Source organism: Romboutsia sp. LXY-2, assembly GCF_056171995.1.
Map to the genome: position 1 here is coordinate 1,024,458 of NZ_JBKFGI010000001.1, position 20,868 is coordinate 1,045,325.

Here is a 20,868-nt window from a genome sequence, read left to right on the forward strand (position 1 = left end):
AAGAGGACTCACAATGTGAGTCCTCTTTTTTATATTATGCTGCATTTGCATCTATTTTCTTTTCTGCTAATTTATTTTTATTTATCATAAATAATACGAATAATACTACTGCTACAACTACTCCTACTCCATTTGAGAAGTTAGCTGCTAATCTAAAGCCTTCTGGAGCTTGTAATATATAAGCTACACAAACTGAAGTCATAAATGTTGCTGGTATTAAAGCTATCCAGTAATTAGCTTTATTCTTAAGTAAGTATACTGTAGCTGTCCATAAGAATATAGTCGCTAATGTTTGGTTTGACCAAGCAAAATATCTCCATATTATATTGAAATCTATTCTAGTTAAGAATATACATACTACGAATAATGGTATTGCTAATATAAATCTATTTTTTAATCCTTCTTGCTTTATTTTAAATGCATCAGCTATTGTAAGTCTAGCACTTCTAAATGCTGTATCTCCACTTGTTATAGGACAAGCTACAACACCTAATACTGCAAGTATTGCTCCTACAGTTCCTAATAATTCTTTTGATATAGTACTTACTACTCCAGATTGTCCACCAAATTCAGTTAATGCACTTTGTATTGAAGCAGTATCTCCAAAGAATGCTATTGTAACAGCACACCATATTAAAGCAACTATTCCTTCTACTACCATTGCTCCATAGAATACTTTTTTACTTTCACTTTCTTTAGTTATACATCTAGCCATCATAGGAGATTGAGTAGCATGGAATCCAGATATTGCTCCACAAGCTATCGTTGTAAATAAGAATGGGAATATCGATAATCCATCTGGATGCATATTCTCTAAGCTTAATTCAGCCATTGTCATAGTTCCATTAAATTGGCCTATAATCATCGCTCCTGCTAAACCTACTGCCATGAATAATAATGCTGCTCCAAATAATGGATATATTTTACCTATTACTTTATCAACTGGTAAAACTGTTGCTAATATATAATATATTATTATTATTACAACCCACATTGTCTTATCTAAACCAGTCATTGACGTTAACAGTCCTGCTGGAGAAGTTACGAAAACTGTACCAACAAGTATTAATAATATTACTGAGAAAACTCTCATGACTTGCTTCATACCATTACCTAAGTATATACCTACTATCTCAGAAACCGAAGACCCATTATGCTTCATAGATATTACACCTGATAAGAAATCATGAACTCCACCTGCAAATATAGTCCCAAATGTTATCCATAAGAAAGCTACTGGTCCAAATAATGCACCCATTATAGCCCCAAATATAGGTCCTGTACCTGCTATATTTAAGAATTGTATTAAGAATACCTTATACCAAGGCATCGGTATATAGTCTACTCCATCTTGTAACTTAATTGCTGGCGTTTGGTTTTTGTCATCTAATTTAGTTATTTTATCAACATAAGTTCCATAGACAAAATAGCCACCTATAAGTATTGCTAAACATACTAAAAACGTTATCATTGCGCTTGTCCCCCTCGTATATTATTTATTATTACATTAATATAATAACCTATATTATAATGAGGGTTTACATTCATTACATGAAGTGCATTTTTTTATACATGAAATACACTTATATATTCATAATTTTTTTAAACTCTTTAATTTTACTTCTACTTACGAAAACTTCATTATCCATATATTTTAATTTAAGCTTATATGTATTGTTAAACCATGGTATTATTTCTTGAATTTTAGATAAATTTACTATATAAGACCTATGTGTTTTGAAAAATAAATTATTAGAAAGATTATTATAAAAATCACTTATAGAATTTTTTACAATATAACTTTCATCCTTGGTATAAACAACAGTTTCCCTTTCTCTAGCCTCACAATAAAAAATTTCATTAATATTTACCACTCTCAGCTTATTATCTTTCCATAAACTGACTGTGCTATGATGTATTTCTTCCGGTTCATCATATACTTCTTTGCGATATTCTATATCTTTTAATTTTTCTAATTTTTTTAGCATAGATAATATTCGATCTTCCGAGTATGGCTTTAATACATAATCAAATACCTCTAACTCAAATGCATCAACTGCATATTCCTTATATGCAGTTATAAAAACTATTTTAGGTTTTTTCTTAAATTGATTTATAGTTTTTGCTAATAACATTCCATCAAGTAATGGAATATTAATGTCTAAAAATATTACATCAATACAATTTTCTTGAATAAACTTTAATACATCTAGGCCATTATCAAATTCTCTCAATATTTCTATATCACTATAATTATTAATAAAGTATTTTAATTCCTCTCTTGCTGGAAATTCATCTTCAACTATTATAGCTCTCATCACTGCCCCCCTTAGATATCAAACTCTATCCTAGTTCCTGGATTTAACCTTTTAATAATCACTCCATTGCCATAGATTAATTTTAGTCTTAAGTGAACATTATAAAGGCCTATTTTATTTTCTGGCATATTATTGTTATAGATATTTTCTATAACTTCTTCATCTATAGTTACACCATCATTTTCAACCCATATTCTAGTGAACTTGCCTTGCTTTACTCCTATTTTCACAGTACCATATCCACCATTCTTTCTTATACCATGTATTATTGCATTTTCAACCAATGGCTGTATTATTAGACTAGGAATTTTAATATCGACGTTTTCATCAATATCATAAATTACTTTTAGCTTATCCCCAAATCTAGCTTTTTCAATTTCTACATAAGCTTTAACTTGTTCGAGCTCTTTGTTAATATCAATTAAGTTATCATTTATTTCTAGATTATATCTCATATATGTAGATAGATTTACAATAAGCTGCCTAGCTTTATCTGGGTTAATCCTAATAAATGAAGTTATTGTATTTAGTGCATTAAATAAAAAATGCGGATTAATTTGTGTTTGTAAGGCTTTTATTTCAGCTCTATTTTTAGCTTCTTCTATCTTTTCTATTTTTGAAATCTCCATTAAAGTAGATATTATTTGAGACAATCCTATTGCTAATGTTTTTTTAGAGTGACTCATATCATATTGCTTAGCATAATAAATTTTCAAACTACCAACTACTCCATCTGAATCTGTAAGTGGAATTATCATGGCTGTTTTAAGATTTACCTTTTCGCTTATTGAGTGCTCTTCTTTATCTACCTTAACATTTAATATTTTATTATTTTGTATAGCCTCTCTTGTCATCTTACTAATTTTTATATTAGGTAAATCAAATGCATTTTCTCCTATACCTACGTAAGCTAATACTTCGTCATTGTCAGTTATGCTTACAGCATCTGAGTTTATTTCAGTTTTAATTATTTCACATATTTTTCTTAGAGAATCAGGGTTTATACATCTAAAGTACGGTAAGGTTTTATTGGCGATATCTAAAGCTAATTTAGATTGAAATGCTGCGATTTCTTCTTTCTCTCTTTTTATATCTTGTACAATAGATACCAAAAATCCTATACTTATTTGACCTACAATCATAGATATATAAATTTGTCCAATAATATCGATTGCAACATCATGAGGCTTAGATATTAAATAGATTAAAGTCATAGTTATACTTTCCGATAATACTCCACACAAAATCCCATAGAGCCACTTTCTATTGTCCGGTGCTATTTTGCTAAAAACTCCTGATATCACACCTGCAAATATACTTGATATAAAACAAGGTATGGCTGTTATTCCTCCTATATCAATAGCAAATCTATGCCACCCAGCTATAATACCAGATGTAATACCAATAACAGGCCCAAATAATATACCTCCTGATACAATAGAAATAATTCTTGTATTTGCTAAAGAACCATTTACATTTATACCATTATATGTACCTAGTATTGCTAGTCCACTAAATATTAATGCTATAATTATTAAATCTTTTAATTTATAATTTTCTTTTTGGAAAATATCTTTAAGTACTTTTATCTTAGTTATTATAATAAACAAAACAATTATTAAACTTGATTTTTCCATTATTGAAATAAATATACTACTATTATTCACTCTCATCACCCTATTTATTAATAATTATTCACACAAAAAATATAACTAATTATTTTATAAATAATTAGTTATATTACTTAATTAATTATATCAAATATTAAGATGTTAATCATCATTTACATAATAAAACTCTTATTTCATTTTGTATCTCTTATCTTATATTCATATTCTTTAATAGTAATAGGTCTTGAATATATATATCCTTGACCTATATCGCATCCAATAGAATTAAGATATAACTTTTGTTCTTCGGTTTCAATACCTTCTGAAACTATTGATATATTTAACATGTGAGCCATATTTATTATGCTTAATAAAATAATTCTACTTTTATTCTCATCTTTTATATTATATAAAAAGGCTCTATCTAGTTTAATCTCATCTACTGATATATTTTTTAGCATATTCAATGATGAATATCCAGCTCCAAAATCATCTATAGACACCTTAAATCCTAGATCTCTCAGCCGATTTATAACTTGAACTAATTCCCCTTCATTTTCAAATATTGCACTCTCCGTAATTTCAATTTGTATAATACTATATTCAATTTCATACTTATTAACTAATTTAATAAATTTATCTATTAAATTTTCATTTTGTAAACTAACTCTTGATACATTGATTGATATCGGGTAAATAAGAGTATTTTGATCTATCCATCTTTTAATTAATTTACATATGTCTTCAAAGACAAATAAATCTAATTCCTCTATAAATTTATTTGTTTCAAACAGAGGTATAAATTTGTTAGGTGAAATCATACCTTTTTGAGGATGATTCCACCTTATTAGCGCCTCTGATCCCACTATACTATTAGTAGACATATTATATTTAGGCTGTAAGTATATTTGAAACTCCTTTTCTAAAATAGCATTTTCCATATCCCTTTCCATCTCTTTTTCTTCTATAAGTTTATCTCTTAAAGTTACATCATATAAAGCATATGTGTTTATACGATTCCCCTTAACTTGATACTTCGCTATTCCTGCCCTATCAATACAAGTTTCAATACTAGTATCTTCTTTTAATATTATATATACACCTATTGACGGTTTTATATCTAAGTTTTCATCATCATCTAAACTTATCATATGTATTTTATCGCTAAGACTTTCAACTATTTGTTTCACATTGGTCATTGTTCCATTATATTTACATAAAATAAAAAAATCATTGTTGCATGACCTACAAAATACTGAATCCTTTACGAATATCTCTTTGATAGTACTTCCTATTTCTTTTAATACTTTATTACCATATTCATACTCATATTTGTCATTAATTAGCTTAAATTTATCTATGTCAAAATATATAAGAATAATATTTTCTTCATTATATTTATTTATATATTCCTTTCCTTTTATTCTAAAGTAGTTGTAGTTCCACAGTTCTGTAATTTCATCAATAAAAGCTATATTATATAACCTTTTATTTGTTATTCTACTGCTTATAATTATATATATACTCAAGAAAATTAATATTAATATAATAAATAAAATTGATGTTGTTATTGTAAAACATGAACTCATACTTAATGCACTTCCTATTGCATCTAATTATCTTACATTGTCTTCTATCTTACTTTAAATTACTTTAGTGATTATTTCTTTAATATTACATATCCAATCTTGTGCCCCCACACTAAATATATTATATTTTCTTATAAATTGTTCCTTATATCGACAAAATATGAACTATTGCATTAAAACTCTTAAGTTATTATTTTTATATACATATATAATTAGCTATCATAGTTGGCTTATACGTAAAAAATTCGCTGCGCTCATGTCGCCAAAATTGCATGTCGTCAACGTCCATTCGACAAGCTCATCTCCCGTTACTTAAACGACTTCGTCCGTTGCTCAAAATCTTTTTTTACGCTCAAAACCAGTTTATTGATATTACTTACGTTGATAAGTTATCCATATAATGCGAAGTATTATAATGGCCTTAAGCGAAAAAAAGAGATATGGCTACATTTGTAAAAATTATCCATATCTCTTTACTTATTAATATTATATTTTATCCAACTATATCTTTTTTAGCTTTTACATATCTAGCTGCTTCAATAGCTACTGCTCTCTCACTAAAAGGAATTCTCTCTCCCTTTATTAACTGATATTCCTCATGTCCTTTACCTGCAAATACAATCATATCCCCTTCTTTAGCAATGTTTATTGCTAACTCTACAGCTTTCTTTCTATCAGGCTCAACTAAATATTCACAGTCAGTTCCTTTAAATGATGTTGCAATACCTGCAATTACATTTAGAGGATCTTCAAAGTCCGGGTTGTCACTAGTCAATATACATAAATCACATTCTCTAGCTGCAACATCACCTAACTCTTTCCTTCTAAGTTCTGTTCTTCCACCGACAGATCCAAATAAGCATATTAATCTTTTCGGATTATAGTTCTTCAATGTTTGTAATATATTTTCTAAACTTACACCATTATGAGCATAGTCTATTATTACTGTTGCATATGGTAAAATAGGTAATACTTCTACTCTTCCACTTACTTTAGCATTTTTTAATGCTTCTATCATTATACCTCTATCTACACCTAGATATTTACAAACAGATATTACTGCAAGTGCATTATATATACTAAATGTACCTGGTGAGCATATAAATGATTCAAATCTTTCTTCCTTAGTTTCGCATGTAAATTTTACACCTAAAGAATCTATTTCTTTAGAATAATTTATATTGGTAGCTTTTAAATCAGCTTCATTTTCTATTGCAAAAGTTTCTACATCACAAGTAGCATTTTCAATTACATATTTTGAATACTCATCATCTGCATTTACTATACCATGTTTAGCATAAGAGAATAATTTAGTTTTACATTCTAAATAATGTTCAAATGTAGGATGTTCCTTTGGTCCTATATGATCTGGAGATATATTAGAGAATATTGCAACATCAAAGTCAACATCCTTAACTCTATCCATCATTATACCACCTGATGAAACTTCCATCGAAACACATTTTACTCCGTTGTCTAGCATAGTTCTAAATATTCTATGAAGCTCATAGCTTTCTGGAGTTGTATTAACTGTTTTCTCTTTTATTCCGTTGTAGAAGGTACCATTAGTTCCTATAACCCCTGTATTAAGTCCAGATGCATTTAATACTTCACTTATATAGTTTGTTATAGTTGTTTTACCCTTAGTTCCTGTAACTCCTACTACCTTTAATACTTTAGAAGGATTTCCAAAATAATTTGCTGATGCTTTTGATAAAGTAACTCTAGTATCTTTAACAAATATCTTTATTGAATCTTCATCAAGGTCTAAATCATCTTGAAGTATAAATACTCTACAACCTCTTTCATATGCCTTTATTGCGTATTTATGACCGTCTACAGTCTCCCCTTTTATTGCTACAAATATATATCCATCTTCAGTTTTTGAAGAATTATAAGCTATATCTTTTATCTCTATATCTTTAATTTCATCCCAAGGTTTGTTACTTGAGAATTCAATATTTTCCATTATCTTAAGTAATTTCATACTATCTCCCTCCTCCAAGTTCATATAATATTTAAGTAGTATATCATATCTACTACTTAGTTTTCATTTGTAATACTTGGCACTTATTATTTTTTTCCTAGAAAATTAGCTGTCCCAAAGTAATAAATTTACGTTGGGACAGCTTTTTATTTTACTTTTTTTCCACACTTTTTAATAGTTTCTCTAACTAAAACTTCTAGTGAGTCTGTATAAAATTCTTCGTATAAGTTATTATCCACTCTTAACACAGATAATTCAGTACATCCAAGTATAGCTCCATCGCATCCATTATCTTTTAGATGTTTTACTACATTATTGAATTTGTTCATATCTGCATTTTTTCCACTTTTAATGTCTTTGTAAATAATATCCATTACATCTTGTTGTTTTTCTTCATCTAAAACTAGATATTCTATCCCATGTATTTTACACATGTTTTGGTAAATATTAGTTTGAATATTACCCGTTGTAGCTAATATTCCTAGTCTCTTATGGCCTTTACTTTTAGCAGCTTTTATAGTTTCTTCTATAATATTTAAAACTGGTATATTCACACTTGCTTGTATTTCATCATAGAAATAATGAGCAGTGTTACAAGTTATCACTAAAAAATCTACTCCATATTGTTCTAGCTTTTTAGCATCTCTAATAATAGTGTTTGCAGGATTTTCTGGCGATTTCCCCACTATATAATCAGTTCTATCAGGTGTAGTTGCTCGATTTGCAATTATCATATCTATATGTTCTTGATCACTATTTGCATCAGTCATTCTTACAACCATTTCATAAAAATATACTGTTGCCATAGGCCCTAGTCCACCTATTACACCAACTGTTTTATTAGTTTCCATAATTTTATCACCATCTATTTGCAGTATTTTTTAAACTTTCTCATTTGGTTTATATTGTATAAGAATATGTACCATTTTCTCTTAAAGTTTCCTTTTAAGTCAGCTTCATATCCAAATGATGTAGCACTTTTACCTTCTTTAACAAGATTCTTAGCTTTATTTACTAACTCTTGATTCTTAACATATTTATACACTACATTGTTAGGTATGACATGCCAGAAGAAGTTTTCTTTTTGAATTTTTAAATCTAATTCTTTATTATAAACTCTGTCTTCTACAACATATTTAGCTATGTTGTTTCCTGAACTTGTTACATAGTAGTTACTTCTACCTTGTCTTAAGTTTATTTCAAATACTTTGTATGTGTTGTCTCTTGAATCATACTTTATGTCAAAGTTTGAGAATCCAGTATAGTTTATATCTTCTAAGAAAGTCTTAAACTTTTCCATTAAAGCTTCATCATATTCTGTTATTATAGCAGCATGATTTCCTATTCCTTTTGGAGTATGTTCTTCAAGTAAAACGTGACCTAAACACATCATCTTAACTTTTGCATTTTGATCTGAGTAACAAGTTAATACTCTCATGTGAGAATCATCACCTGGTATAAAATCTTGTATTATAAGATTCTTTTCATACCCATTTGAATATATTTTTTCAATTATTGACTTATATTGTTCAAAGTTTTCAACTATATATGCTTTTTCCATCCCTTCAAATGGATATTGGAAATAAGATATACTATCTGCAGCCTTTAATATTAAAGGATATTGTAAACCAAAATCAGTTATTTCATCTCCCTTAGCTAATACGAAAGTCTTTGGATATGCTAATCCTTTTTCTTCACACATTTGATAGAAAGAATCCTTTGATATTAATTGTTCCTTTAATTCACTTCCTATATAAGGAACTATGTATTCATTTTTTAATATATCTCTATGATCTATAATGAACTCAGCATACTCATCTGTACATCCCATTACTATCAACTTTTTATTAGTTCCTGCAAATTCTTTTGCTGTATCTAAAAGTATCTTTAATAATTTGCTTCTATCCTCTATCTCTGGTCTTACTCTAAAGTCTATTATATTACTATCCTTAGTTGCACCTAGTGCATATCTTCCAATAGCTATAGATTTTACTCCATATGCCTCATGGTATGCTCTTGCAACGCTGTAACAATTTATGTCTCCACCTACTAATACTGGTTGAATAACTATATTGCTCACTACTTACACCTCTTTTTTATTTAATTTTTCATTTATCACTAAATTTAGGTATTTATTATTTTTTATTTGTATAATATGCCTACTAATACAATACTTAATTATACTTTATTTTACTTCCTATGTCAAAAACCCAGCTTTTCTGACTAACTCATTTTTTAATATGTTTTGTGTTTATTTATGTAGTGTTAATTCCTTTAATATCTTATCATCAATTAAGAGGGATATCTTTAATGATTGTAATCATTTTTAAAGATATCCCTCTCTTATATTGTTCAATATTTAATAATTTTATTATTTTATTATAGAAACTCTACCAGATTCCTTAACCTTACAAGAACCTGCATTTACTTGTACACTTTGTCCTTCTTCTAAGTTAGTGAATATTACTGGACTTATTGATGATTCAGCATTCTTTTCAATGTAATCTAAATCCATTTTAACTAATTTATCTCCTGATTTAACTTCTTGACCTACTTCTACAAATAAATCAAATCCTTTACCTTCTAACTTAACTGTTTCTATTCCTAAGTGGATTAATACTTCTCTTCCAGCTTTAGATTTTATTATTATCGCATGCTTAGTAGGGAATATTACTTCTACTGTACCATCTACTGGAGAACATATTACTCCGTCACTAGATTTTATAGCAAAACCATCTCCCATTAACTTAGTTGAGAATACTTGGTCTGGAACTTGAGATATATCTAATATTTCTCCATTCGTTAATGATAATATTTCCTCATCACATTTTATAGCTGCTTCTTGTTTTACTTCTTTTTTAACCTCTTGAGGTTTAACTTCTTGAGGTTTTTTATCTACTTTTATTTTTCCTGAAACTATTTCATTTATTTCAGATTTTAATGTGTCTGACTTAGGTCCAAATATAGCTTGAACATTGTTTCCTATAACCATAACACCTGCTGCTCCAAGTGCTTTTAATCTCTCTTGGTCAACATTGTTTATATCATTAACAGCTACTCTTAATCTTGTTATACAAGCATCTAAGTGTGCTATATTTTCTTTATTTCCTAAAGCTTCTAATATTCCAAATGCTAATTCACTATTAGTTAATGTAACACTTGATGATGATTCATTGTCATCTTCTCTACCTGGAGTTTTTAAATTAAACTTTGTTATTAAGAATCTGAATCCGAAGTAGTAAACTACAGCAAATACTGCACCAACTACTAATACTAAATACCATGGTGTTCTATTTGGTATTACACCAAATAACATAAAGTCTATAAGACCACCAGAGAATGTCATACCTATTTTTACGTTTAATATTTGCATTAACATGAATGATAAACCTGCAAATATACAGTGAACTCCGAATAATACTGGTGCAACAAATAAGAATGCAAATTCTATTGGCTCAGTTATACCAGTTAAGAATGAAGTTAAAGCTGCTGATGCCATTATACCTGCAACAAACTTTTTCTTTTCAGGCTTAGCTGTATGAACTATTGCAAGTGCTGCTGCTGGAAGTCCAAACATCATGAATGGGAATTTACCAGTCATGAAAGTACCTGCTGTAAATGGAACTAAATCCTTTAATTGAGCAAAGAATATACTTTGGTCACCCATTACAAGTTGACCTGCTGCATTTGTATATTCACCAAATTGATACCAGAATGGGTTGTAGAACACATGGTGTAAACCAAATGGTATTAATGCTCTTTCTATAACCCCAAATATGAATGCTGCTACTGTAATGTTTGCTTCTATTACTGATCTAGAGAAATTAAGTAACGCATTTTGTATTGGTGGCCAAACAAATGCTAATGCTATACCTATTAAAATAGCACTTGCTGCTGTAACAATCGGAACAAATCTCTTACCTGCAAAGAATCCTAAGTATTGAGGTAATTCAATCTTATAGAACTTCTTATAAAGACCTGCCGCCACTATACCTATAATGATACCACCAAATACTCCTGTTTGAAGTGTTGGTATACCAACAACTGACGCATACATTGGGTTACCTATCATTTCTGGAGTAACTCCAGCCATAATACCCATTGATCTATTCATTACTAAGAAACCAACTATTGCAGCTAAACCTGCAACACCTTCACCTTCACTTAAACCAACTGCTACCCCTACCGCAAATAGTAATGGTAAGTTATCAAATATAATTCCACCTGAGTTTTCCATTATGCTAACTATTAATTGAACTGTTTCATTAGCTAAGAAAGGCATTCTTGCTATTATTTCTGGGTTAGCAAATGCATTACTAACACCTAGTAATATACCTGCTGCAGGAAGTAATGCAACTGGTAACATTAATGCTTTACCTACTTTTTGTAAGACACCAAATATCTTTTTCATATCGTCTCTCCTTAGTATAATTTTTAAAATTTAAGCTAATATAAAAAAACTTATTAGCTATAGGGCAGGAATTCAAATTCCTTTTATAAAAAAAGACCTAAGCCTATAAAAAGGTACAAAGGCATATTGGTATTCTAAATTAAGCTAATATTATTATTTTAATATTTGGCCTAATAAATACATCAATATTAATTGTTTTTGTACACTATTTATAAACTTAAGTCTTGCCTGCTTAACCAGTAACAATCTTAATGTTTAAAAATTGTTATATTAAATTTTATTTAATACATAGATTTTAGAGTATTAAACTAATTATTGCTTTTAATCACTGAAATAACTCTATTTATATGAAGTGTAAGATATAATAATTCATCTTCACTTACGCTATATTCGTATTGTTCTTCTATATGCTTTTTTATTTTACATGCACAATTATACGAATCTTCATATTTTATTTTAATTATTTCTATTAAATCATTACTTTTTCCTTGTTCTTGCTCTTTCATTATTAATCGTTTTGCAAAAAACTTTAAGTGAGTAATTAATCTATCGTAGTTTATTTCATCTTCCTTAAATTCTACTTTATAATAATACCTTATAATATTAAGTATTTCTTTAACTATTCTAGTCATTAAAAAAGATTCTGTAGTATTTTCTTTGTAATTTGCATTTACTATATGCATTGCTATAAATCCAGCTTCATCATTTGGGAAATTCACGTTAAATTCTTTATTTAGATATTCAACTGCCCATTTTCCAATCTCATATTCATTTTTATGAATTCTTCTTATTTCATATATTAAATCATTTTTGATAGTTATATTTTCATTGTATCTCTTTAGTGCATATGATATATGGTCAGTTAGTGATACATATACGTACTCGTACAACTCAGTTTTAAGTTGTTTTTCAGCATATTCTATTATATCTGCACTTGCCTTGAAAATACTTTCATCAACTTCCTTGGCTAACTTTATTATTTTATTGCTAAAACCTTCATCTTGTATTACAAACTTTTTTTCTATTTTACTTTCATCAACTTCATGACCAGGCTTTTTTTGAAATCCAATACCACATCCTGTAAGTATTAATTCCTTGCCCGAGACTTGTTCTAAAACTTGTATGACATTGTTATTGTATACTCTTTCAATAATCATTTTTAATCACTCATCCCCTAGTTTTTTTAATTAATAAAAATAATTTTAACTAGTACTCTTGAATATATACATATAAACCTCTTATAAATATAAAAAAACCCAAATCAAGATACAGCTATGCCGTATATCTTAACTTAGGTATTGCCTGCTTTATCAGTAACAATCCAATTATAGTTAATCAATAATATAACCTTTAATTATCTTAATTTTACAACACTTCCATAAATCTGTCAATAATCTTTTGAAATCTTTTTCCTATTTAATTTTTATTTAAATTTCTATTTTTCTTTTTTAAAATTCATCATATTATACATATGAAAAAGAAGGGTGATAACTCACCCTTCTTTCTATATATTAACTATAAGTTATTACATTTGTTCTGATAATCTCTTGTAGTTATTGTATCTTTCATTAGCATTTTCTTCAGCCATAGTGAATAATTCTTCAGCTACGTCTGGGAATTGCTTAGCTATTGCAGAGTATCTTACTTGTTGCATTAAGAAGTCTCTGAAGCTTGCTGTTGGTTCTTTAGAATCTAATGAGAATGGATTCTTACCTTCAGCTTTTAATGTTGGGTTGTATCTGTATAAATGCCAGTATCCAGCTTTAACAGCTTGCTCTATGTTAGCTTGAGCTCTACCCATACCTTCTCTTAATCCGTGAGATATACATGGAGAGTAAGCTATTATTAATGATGGTCCATCATACTTTTCAGCTTCTAAAACAGCCTTCATTAATTGGTTCTTATCTGCACCCATACCAACTTGTGCTACGTATACATTTCCGTAACTCATAGCCATCATACCTAAGTCTTTCTTCTTAGATCTCTTACCAGCAGCAGCGAATTTAGCCATAGCAGCAACTGGAGTTGATTTAGAAGCTTGACCTCCTGTATTTGAATAGATTTCTGTATCAAATACAAGTACGTTTACATTTTCACCTGAAGCTAATACATGGTCAAGTCCACCGTATCCGATGTCATAAGCCCATCCATCTCCTCCAAGTATCCATTGAGATCTCTTAACTAAGTAATCTTTTCTTTCATTTATTTCTTTTAATAATGCAACTACTGTTTCATCAGTACATTCGCAAGCACCAGCTAATACTTCTTCAACTTTCTTGCTAGCAGCTAATGAAGCTTCTGCATCATCTTTACCTTCTAACCAAGCTGTGAATGCTTCTCTAGCACAATCACATATATCCATACCTAATAAAGCAGTCATGTTATCAGCTATTTTGTTTCTCATTTGCTTAACAGCTAACATCATTCCGTATCCGTATTCAGCATTGTCTTCGAATAAAGAGTTTGCCCAAGATGGACCTTTACCTTCATGGTTAACTGTGTATGGAGTTGATGGAGCAGATCCTCCCCAGATTGAAGAACATCCAGTAGCATTAGCTATCATCATTCTATCTCCGAATAATTGAGTTACTAACTTGATGTATGGAGTTTCTCCACATCCAGCACAAGCTCCTGAGAACTCTATAAGTGGTTGTCTAAATTGACTTCCTTTTACAGTGTTCACTGGCATTACATCACCTTTTGGAGATACTTTTTCTGTATCAACAGCAAATGCCCAGTTTTCTACTTCAACATCTTGAGTTTCCATAGGCTTCATAACTAAAGCTTTGTTCTTAGCTGGACAAATGTCAGCACAGTTTCCACATCCTGTACAATCCATTGGACTTACTTGCATTCTGTATTGTAATCCTTCTAATCCTTTACCTGTAGCTTTCTTAGTAACGAAGCTTTCTGGAGCATTTTGAACTTCTTCTTCATTTACTAATACTGGTCTTATACATGCATGAGGACATACATAAGCACATTGGTTACATTGAATACAGTTTTCTGCAACCCACTCAGGAACATTTACAGCTATACCTCTCTTTTCGTATGCAGCTGTTCCACATGGGAATGTACCATCTTCTATTCCGTTGAATGCACTTACTGGTAAGCTATCACCTTCTTGTGCGTTCATTGGTCTTAATATATTCTTGATGAAATCTGGTTCATCTGAATCTACTGCCATTTCTAATTCTTTTGCTTCAGCCCATGCAGCTGGTGCATCTATTTTAACTAATGCGTTCATACCTGCTTCAACAGCTTCATAGTTCATATTAACTATCTTCTCACCTTTTTTACCGTAAGCTTTAACTATAGAGTCTTTTAAGTACGCTACAGCTTCTTCAACTGGTATTATTTCAGCTAACTTGAAGAATGCAGATTGCATTATCATGTTTATTCTTGTTCCAAGACCTATTTCTTGAGCTATCTTAGTAGCATTTACAGCATAGAAGTTTATTTCATTCTTAGCTATGTATTGCTTCATCTTAGCAGGTAAGTTAGCATCTAACTCTTCTGCATTCCAGATAGTGTTAAGTACGAATGTACCACCCTTCTTAAGTCCTTTTAATAAATCATATTGGTTAACATATGATTGGTTATGACAAGCTATATAATCAGCTTCATCTACTAAGTATGTAGCTCTTATTGGAGAATCTCCGAATCTTAAGTGAGATATAGTTATACCACCAGATTTCTTAGAGTCATATGCAAAGTAAGCTTGTGCATACTTATCAGTGTGATCTCCTATTATTTTTATTGCTTGCTTGTTAGCTCCAACTGTACCGTCAGACCCTAATCCCCAGAATTTACATCTTATTGTTCCAGGATCAGCAACTTTTATTGGTTCTGATGGAGTTAATGATGTATTAGTTACGTCATCATTTATACCTAATGTAAAGTTGTTTTTAGGTTCATCAGCAACTAAGTTATCTAATACAGTTTTTATTTCTGAAGGAGTAACATCTTTAGATCCTAATCCGTATCTTCCACCTATTATCATTGGTGCATTTTCAACATCGAAATATGCAGAACGTACATCTAAGTATAATGGTTCACCTATTGAACCTGGTTCCTTAGTTCTGTCAAGTACACATATTCTTTCAGCTGAAGCTGGTACTGCTTCTAATAAATGCTTAGTAGAGAATGGTCTGAATAAGTGAACCTTAACTAAACCAAAACTTTCACCTTTTGCATTTAAGTAATCTATTGTTTCTTCTATTGTTTCTGTAACAGATCCCATAGCTATAACTATGTTCTTAGCATCTTGCGCTCCATAGTAATCGAATAAGCTATGCTTTCTTCCAGTTAATTCACTCATTTGATCCATATACTTTTCAACTATTCCTACTATATCATTGTAGTACTTGTTAGATGCTTCTCTAGTTTGGAAGTATATATCAGGGTTTTGAGCTGTCCCTCTAGTAACAGGATGATTTGGAGATAATGCTTTATTTCTGAATGCTTCTACAGCTTCCATATTTAATAATTTTGCATAATCTTCAGTTTCTAATAATTCAACTTTTTGTATTTCATGTGATGTTCTAAACCCATCAAAGAAATGTATAAAAGGTAATTTTCCTTCTATAGCAGCTAAGTGTGCAACAGGTGCTATATCAGCAACTTCTTGAACTGATCCAGAAGCTAATAATACACATCCAGTTTGACGAGCACTCATAACATCTTGATGGTCACCAAATATAGATAATGCTTGAGATGCAAGAGCACGAGCACTTACGTGGAATACTCCTGGAAGTAACTCCCCTGCAACTTTATACATGTTAGGTATCATTAATAATAAACCTTGAGATGCTGTAAATGTAGTAGTTAAAGCACCAGCTTGTAATGAACCGTGGAATGCTCCAGCAGCTCCAGCTTCTGATTGCATTTCTACAACACTAACTTTTTGTCCAAATATGTTCTTTCTTCCTTGAGCTGACCATTCATCAACAACTTCTGCCATGTTTGATGATGGTGTTATTGGGTATATTGCAGCTACATCTGTGAATGCATATGCAACGTGAGCAGCAGCTGTATTCCCATCAACTGTTTTCATAAATTTAGCCATAAAACTGTATCCTCCTTAGTATCTTGTTACAATTATACTTTTTAAGATTAGTACAATATAATATTTATGTAGTAATACAATATGTAAAATACATGTATACAATGTACATCACTGCACAGTATACTTTTATAAATATTGCGCTATTTCTAATATAATTCTACACAATTTCTTAATATCCTTTTATTTTTTTGAAATTTTCAAATTAATAAGATAATTAAGTTTTTTCTGATTTATATTTTATTTATTTAAGTGTTTAATATCATATAGGGGTATTTATACCCCTATAATTAACTTTCAAACTTTTTTTAAAAAATACTTTATATTTTTATGACTTACTTAGTCTTAATATCCACTTCCAGCAACATCTTCTCCATTGATTATAGCAACAGAAGCACTAGCACCTATTCTAGAAGCACCAGCTTCTATAACTGCTATAGCATCCTTAGTATTTCTTACTCCACCTGATGCTTTAACTCCTATTTCAGTTCCTACTGTTTCTCTCATAAGTTTTATATCTTCTGGAGTTGATCCACCTGTACCAAACCCTGTTGAAGTTTTTACATAGTCTGTTCCAGCTTTAACAGCTAATTCACATGCTATCTTCTTTTCTTCATCAGTTAAGTAACAAGTTTCTATTATAACCTTTACTAAAGCGCCTTTATCAGCTGCATCTACAACAGCTTTAATATCTTTGTAAACTAAGTCATAGTTTTTATCTTTTAAAGCTCCTATATTTATTACCATATCTACTTCATCAGCACCTTTAGCTATAGCATCTTTAGTTTCAAATGCCTTAACTTCAGGAGTATTAGCGCCTAAAGGGAATCCTATAACTGTACAAACTTTTACATCAGAACCTTCAAGTTCTTTTTTTACTAACTCTATGTGAGTAGGGTTTATACAAACAGAAAAGAATCCATTTTCCTTAGCTTCTTTACATATTTTTATTACATCTTCCTTTGTTGAAAAAGCTTTTAATACTGTATGGTCAATCATGTTAGCTATTTTATTATTCATGTTTATTTCTCCTTTTGTCTAAAATGTATGCGTTCCATATTATGTTACCATATTCAGGATACTATTTAAAGTTGAGTTTATGGTTACTAGATATATTTTTTCCATATCTAACTATAATATTATAAAATTAAATCTATCAACAAACTTATTACTTTATAAATTTATTGATAATTAATTTTCACATCTACATTTTCTACAATTTTTCATGAATTTTAGCTATACTCCTATAATATATTTTGCACTTTACTTAAACAAGTAGGTACTTTTTTTATATATAGTATCAAAAAGTATACTAAATAACTTTTTATGTACCTAATTTATATTTTTGTAAATTAACATTTTATGTTATAATTAAAGACGACAATTTAGATACATATTGAATAAGTATTAGCAGTTAATGAGAGGTGTTTGGAATGGAAAATATAGTTACTTCCCATAAGAAATGTCATATGAGTCAACGTTGTGCTAAATATCAAACTTGTCCTATGGTTTTTGTTCATAAGTTAGTATCGGGGAAATGGAAAATATTAATTTTATGGTATTTAACTGGCGGATCTCTTAGATTTAGCGAGATAAAAAGAAAATTACCAGATGTTACTCAGAAAATGCTAACTAATCAATTAAGAAGTCTCGAAGATGACGGATTGATACATAGAGAAGTTTATCCTGTTATTCCTCCAAAAGTAGAGTATAGTTTAACAGAAGTGGGAAGCAAAATGATTCCTTTACTTGAACAAATGTATGACTTTGGAGTTGAGTATGGAGAAAGCTTAAATGAAAATAGCGCAGAACAAATATAAAAGGACATTGCTTATTGCAATGTCCTTTGTTTATTTAACTATTTCAAATTCTTGTATTCCTACATATTCAGGATCTATTTCATATTTATAGAAAACTATAACTACATTTCCGTTTGTGTACCTTTTAAATATATTAGAGCTCTACTTATACAAAAAATTTTATTTGTTATTAAAATTAAAAAAGCACAAGATATAAATTATATCCTGCGCTTTTTATACACTTTTTGTAGTGTACTATTTATATTATTCAGCTATTAATTCTACTAAATCACCATTTCTAACTGCAGCTGCATTTCCTTCTTCAACGTCAACGTGCATTTCTAATGCGAAAGCAGCGTTAGCTCTTACTAATACGTTTTCGAATACTACTGCTCTTGGTCCGAAAGTTCTTACTTTAACTATTTGCTTATCAGATACACCAAACTTTTGAGCGTCTTCTAAGTTCATGTGTATATGTCTAGATGCAACTATAACACCTTCTTGTAATTCAACTTCTCCAGCTGGTCCAACTATTTTAACTCCAGGAGTTCCTGCTATATCTCCAGATTCTTTTATAGGAGCCTTAACACCTAATGCGAATCCATCTGCTAAAGATATTTCAACTTGTGTACTAGGTCTAGCTGGTCCTAAAACTCTAACACCTTTTATAGTTCCTTTTGGTCCTACTAAATCAACTTTTTCTTCACAAGCGTATTGTCCTGGTTGAGATAATGGCTTGAATTCAGTTAATTGATGTCCAGCACCAAATAATGTTTCTATATCTGCTTGAGATAAGTGTATGTGTCTATTTGATAGAGCTATTGGTAATTTCATGTAAAATTTCCTCCTATAGTTTATATGTATATATTTTATTTATAACATTGTATACTTTATACCTAATACAATTATACATAATAATAGTCACAAAATCAAACCATGTTATATTTTTAACGTTAATTTTATATTATTCACTTAATCTCTTTAGTAAATCAAAATATCCAGGAAACGATATATTTATACATTCTCCATCATCTAATTCAACTCCTCCATCAGAAATTAAATTAGCAATAGAAAATGCCATGGCGATTCTATGATCTTTAAATGTTTGAATTTTAGCACCTTTTAACTTAGTCTTACCCTTGATAATCATTCCATCCTCTAATTCTTCAATATCAGCTCCCATTACTTTTAGGTTATCTACCATTGCTTTTATTCTATTGCTTTCTTTTACTTTAAGCTCTTTAGCATCTTTAATGATAGTAGTTCCTTCTGCTTGAGTGGCTAAAACACAGATTACAGGTATTTCATCTATTAATCTAGGAATTATTTCTTTATCTATAGTAGTCGCATTTAGATTAGGACTATATTTAATTAATAAGTTTCCTACTAACTCGCCTCCTACTATATTAGTATCTAAAATTTCTATATTTCCATTCATACTTTTTACTACATCTATTATTCCAGTTCTTGTATCATTTAATCCAACATTTTTTATTAAAACTTCAGAGCCTTCTGTAATTAATGCTCCAACAATAATAAAAGCTGCTGAAGATATATCACCTGGCACATAAATGTCTTCACTATACAGTTCATCAACAGGACTTACATTTATTGTTAAATTTTCTACATCTATATTAGCTCCAAATGAATTTAACATTATTTCAGTATGGTTTCTACTTTTAGCTTTTTCATATATTGTACTTCGGCTATCAGCATATAAGCTTGCTAATATTATTGCTGACTTTACTTGTGCTGAAGCAACTGGCATCTTATAATCTATTCCCCCTAAGTTTCCACCGTATATTTTTATAGGAGTATAATTGCCATCTTCTTTTCCTTCTATATTACATCCCATTAATCTTAGAGGATTAGTTACTCTTTTCATTGGCCTTTTACCTATTGATTCATCTCCTATTAATGTAGAATCAAATTCGTTTCCTGCTAGTATTCCCATCATTAACCTTATAGTTGTACCCGAGTTTCCTACATCTAAAATATCACCCGGTCTTTTTAATCCTCTAAGTCCATTACCTTTTACAAAAACGTCTTTTCCTTCTATATTGATATCTATTCCCATTTGTCTAAAGCA

At 29.9% G+C, this 20,868-nt stretch carries 14 protein-coding genes; 1 reads left to right on the forward strand and 13 read right to left on the reverse strand.

Annotation, left to right across the window (positions count from 1 at the left end; all coding sequences use genetic code 11):
* Positions 1 to 34 precede the first annotated feature (34 nt).
* From ACI48P_RS05010 to deoC, 11 genes are all read right to left on the reverse strand, one after another.
* Complete coding sequence (locus ACI48P_RS05010) at positions 35 to 1,471, reverse strand: carbon starvation CstA family protein (protein WP_475214070.1); 1,437 nt, start codon at positions 1,469 to 1,471, stop codon at positions 35 to 37.
* A 112-nt stretch (positions 1,472 to 1,583) separates the two neighbouring features.
* On the reverse strand, positions 1,584 to 2,318 hold the full coding sequence (locus ACI48P_RS05015) for a LytR/AlgR family response regulator transcription factor (protein ID WP_475214072.1): 735 nt from the start codon (positions 2,316 to 2,318) through the stop codon (positions 1,584 to 1,586).
* An 11-nt stretch (positions 2,319 to 2,329) separates the two neighbouring features.
* Positions 2,330 to 3,985 carry a LytS/YhcK type 5TM receptor domain-containing protein gene (locus tag ACI48P_RS05020; protein ID WP_475214074.1) on the reverse strand — a complete coding sequence of 552 codons (1,656 nt, stop codon included), beginning with the start codon at positions 3,983 to 3,985 and terminating at the stop codon, positions 2,330 to 2,332.
* Positions 3,986 to 4,122: 137 nt separating this feature from the next.
* Positions 4,123 to 5,517, reverse strand: coding sequence for a putative bifunctional diguanylate cyclase/phosphodiesterase (locus tag ACI48P_RS05025; RefSeq protein ID WP_475214076.1), 1,395 nt, complete (start codon positions 5,515 to 5,517; stop codon positions 4,123 to 4,125).
* A gap of 493 nt (positions 5,518 to 6,010) precedes the next feature.
* Positions 6,011 to 7,504: a UDP-N-acetylmuramoyl-L-alanyl-D-glutamate--2,6-diaminopimelate ligase gene (locus ACI48P_RS05030; protein WP_475214078.1), complete on the reverse strand. Its 1,494-nt coding sequence runs from the start codon at positions 7,502 to 7,504 to the stop codon at positions 6,011 to 6,013.
* Positions 7,505 to 7,650: 146 nt separating this feature from the next.
* Positions 7,651 to 8,355, reverse strand: a complete 705-nt coding sequence (cuyB, locus tag ACI48P_RS05035; protein WP_475214080.1) for a cysteate racemase — start codon at positions 8,353 to 8,355, stop codon at positions 7,651 to 7,653.
* Positions 8,356 to 8,369: 14 nt separating this feature from the next.
* Positions 8,370 to 9,584 carry a carboxylate--amine ligase gene (locus tag ACI48P_RS05040; protein WP_475214082.1) on the reverse strand — a complete coding sequence of 405 codons (1,215 nt, stop codon included), beginning with the start codon at positions 9,582 to 9,584 and terminating at the stop codon, positions 8,370 to 8,372.
* A gap of 291 nt (positions 9,585 to 9,875) precedes the next feature.
* Complete coding sequence (gene ptsG / locus ACI48P_RS05045) at positions 9,876 to 11,915, reverse strand: glucose-specific PTS transporter subunit IIBC (RefSeq protein WP_475214084.1); 2,040 nt, start codon at positions 11,913 to 11,915, stop codon at positions 9,876 to 9,878.
* Between the two features lie 308 nt (positions 11,916 to 12,223).
* Positions 12,224 to 13,072: a BglG family transcription antiterminator LicT gene (gene licT / locus ACI48P_RS05050; protein WP_475214086.1), complete on the reverse strand. Its 849-nt coding sequence runs from the start codon at positions 13,070 to 13,072 to the stop codon at positions 12,224 to 12,226.
* Positions 13,073 to 13,440: 368 nt separating this feature from the next.
* Positions 13,441 to 16,983, reverse strand: a complete 3,543-nt coding sequence (gene nifJ / locus ACI48P_RS05055) for a pyruvate:ferredoxin (flavodoxin) oxidoreductase (protein ID WP_475214088.1) — start codon at positions 16,981 to 16,983, stop codon at positions 13,441 to 13,443.
* A gap of 342 nt (positions 16,984 to 17,325) precedes the next feature.
* Positions 17,326 to 18,000, reverse strand: a complete 675-nt coding sequence (deoC, locus tag ACI48P_RS05060) for a deoxyribose-phosphate aldolase (RefSeq protein WP_475214090.1) — start codon at positions 17,998 to 18,000, stop codon at positions 17,326 to 17,328.
* A 413-nt stretch (positions 18,001 to 18,413) separates the two neighbouring features.
* Between deoC and ACI48P_RS05065 the strand changes: the two genes are divergently transcribed.
* Positions 18,414 to 18,800: a winged helix-turn-helix transcriptional regulator gene (locus ACI48P_RS05065; protein ID WP_475214092.1), complete on the forward strand. Its 387-nt coding sequence runs from the start codon at positions 18,414 to 18,416 to the stop codon at positions 18,798 to 18,800.
* A gap of 243 nt (positions 18,801 to 19,043) precedes the next feature.
* On the opposite strand, the gene pduL is transcribed toward ACI48P_RS05065, so the two are convergent.
* Positions 19,044 to 19,613, reverse strand: a complete 570-nt coding sequence (pduL, locus tag ACI48P_RS05070; RefSeq protein ID WP_475214094.1) for a phosphate propanoyltransferase — start codon at positions 19,611 to 19,613, stop codon at positions 19,044 to 19,046.
* 130 nt (positions 19,614 to 19,743) lie between these two features.
* A partial coding sequence (aroA, locus tag ACI48P_RS05075) for a 3-phosphoshikimate 1-carboxyvinyltransferase (protein ID WP_475214096.1) occupies positions 19,744 to 20,868 on the reverse strand: 1,125 nt, incomplete at its 5' end.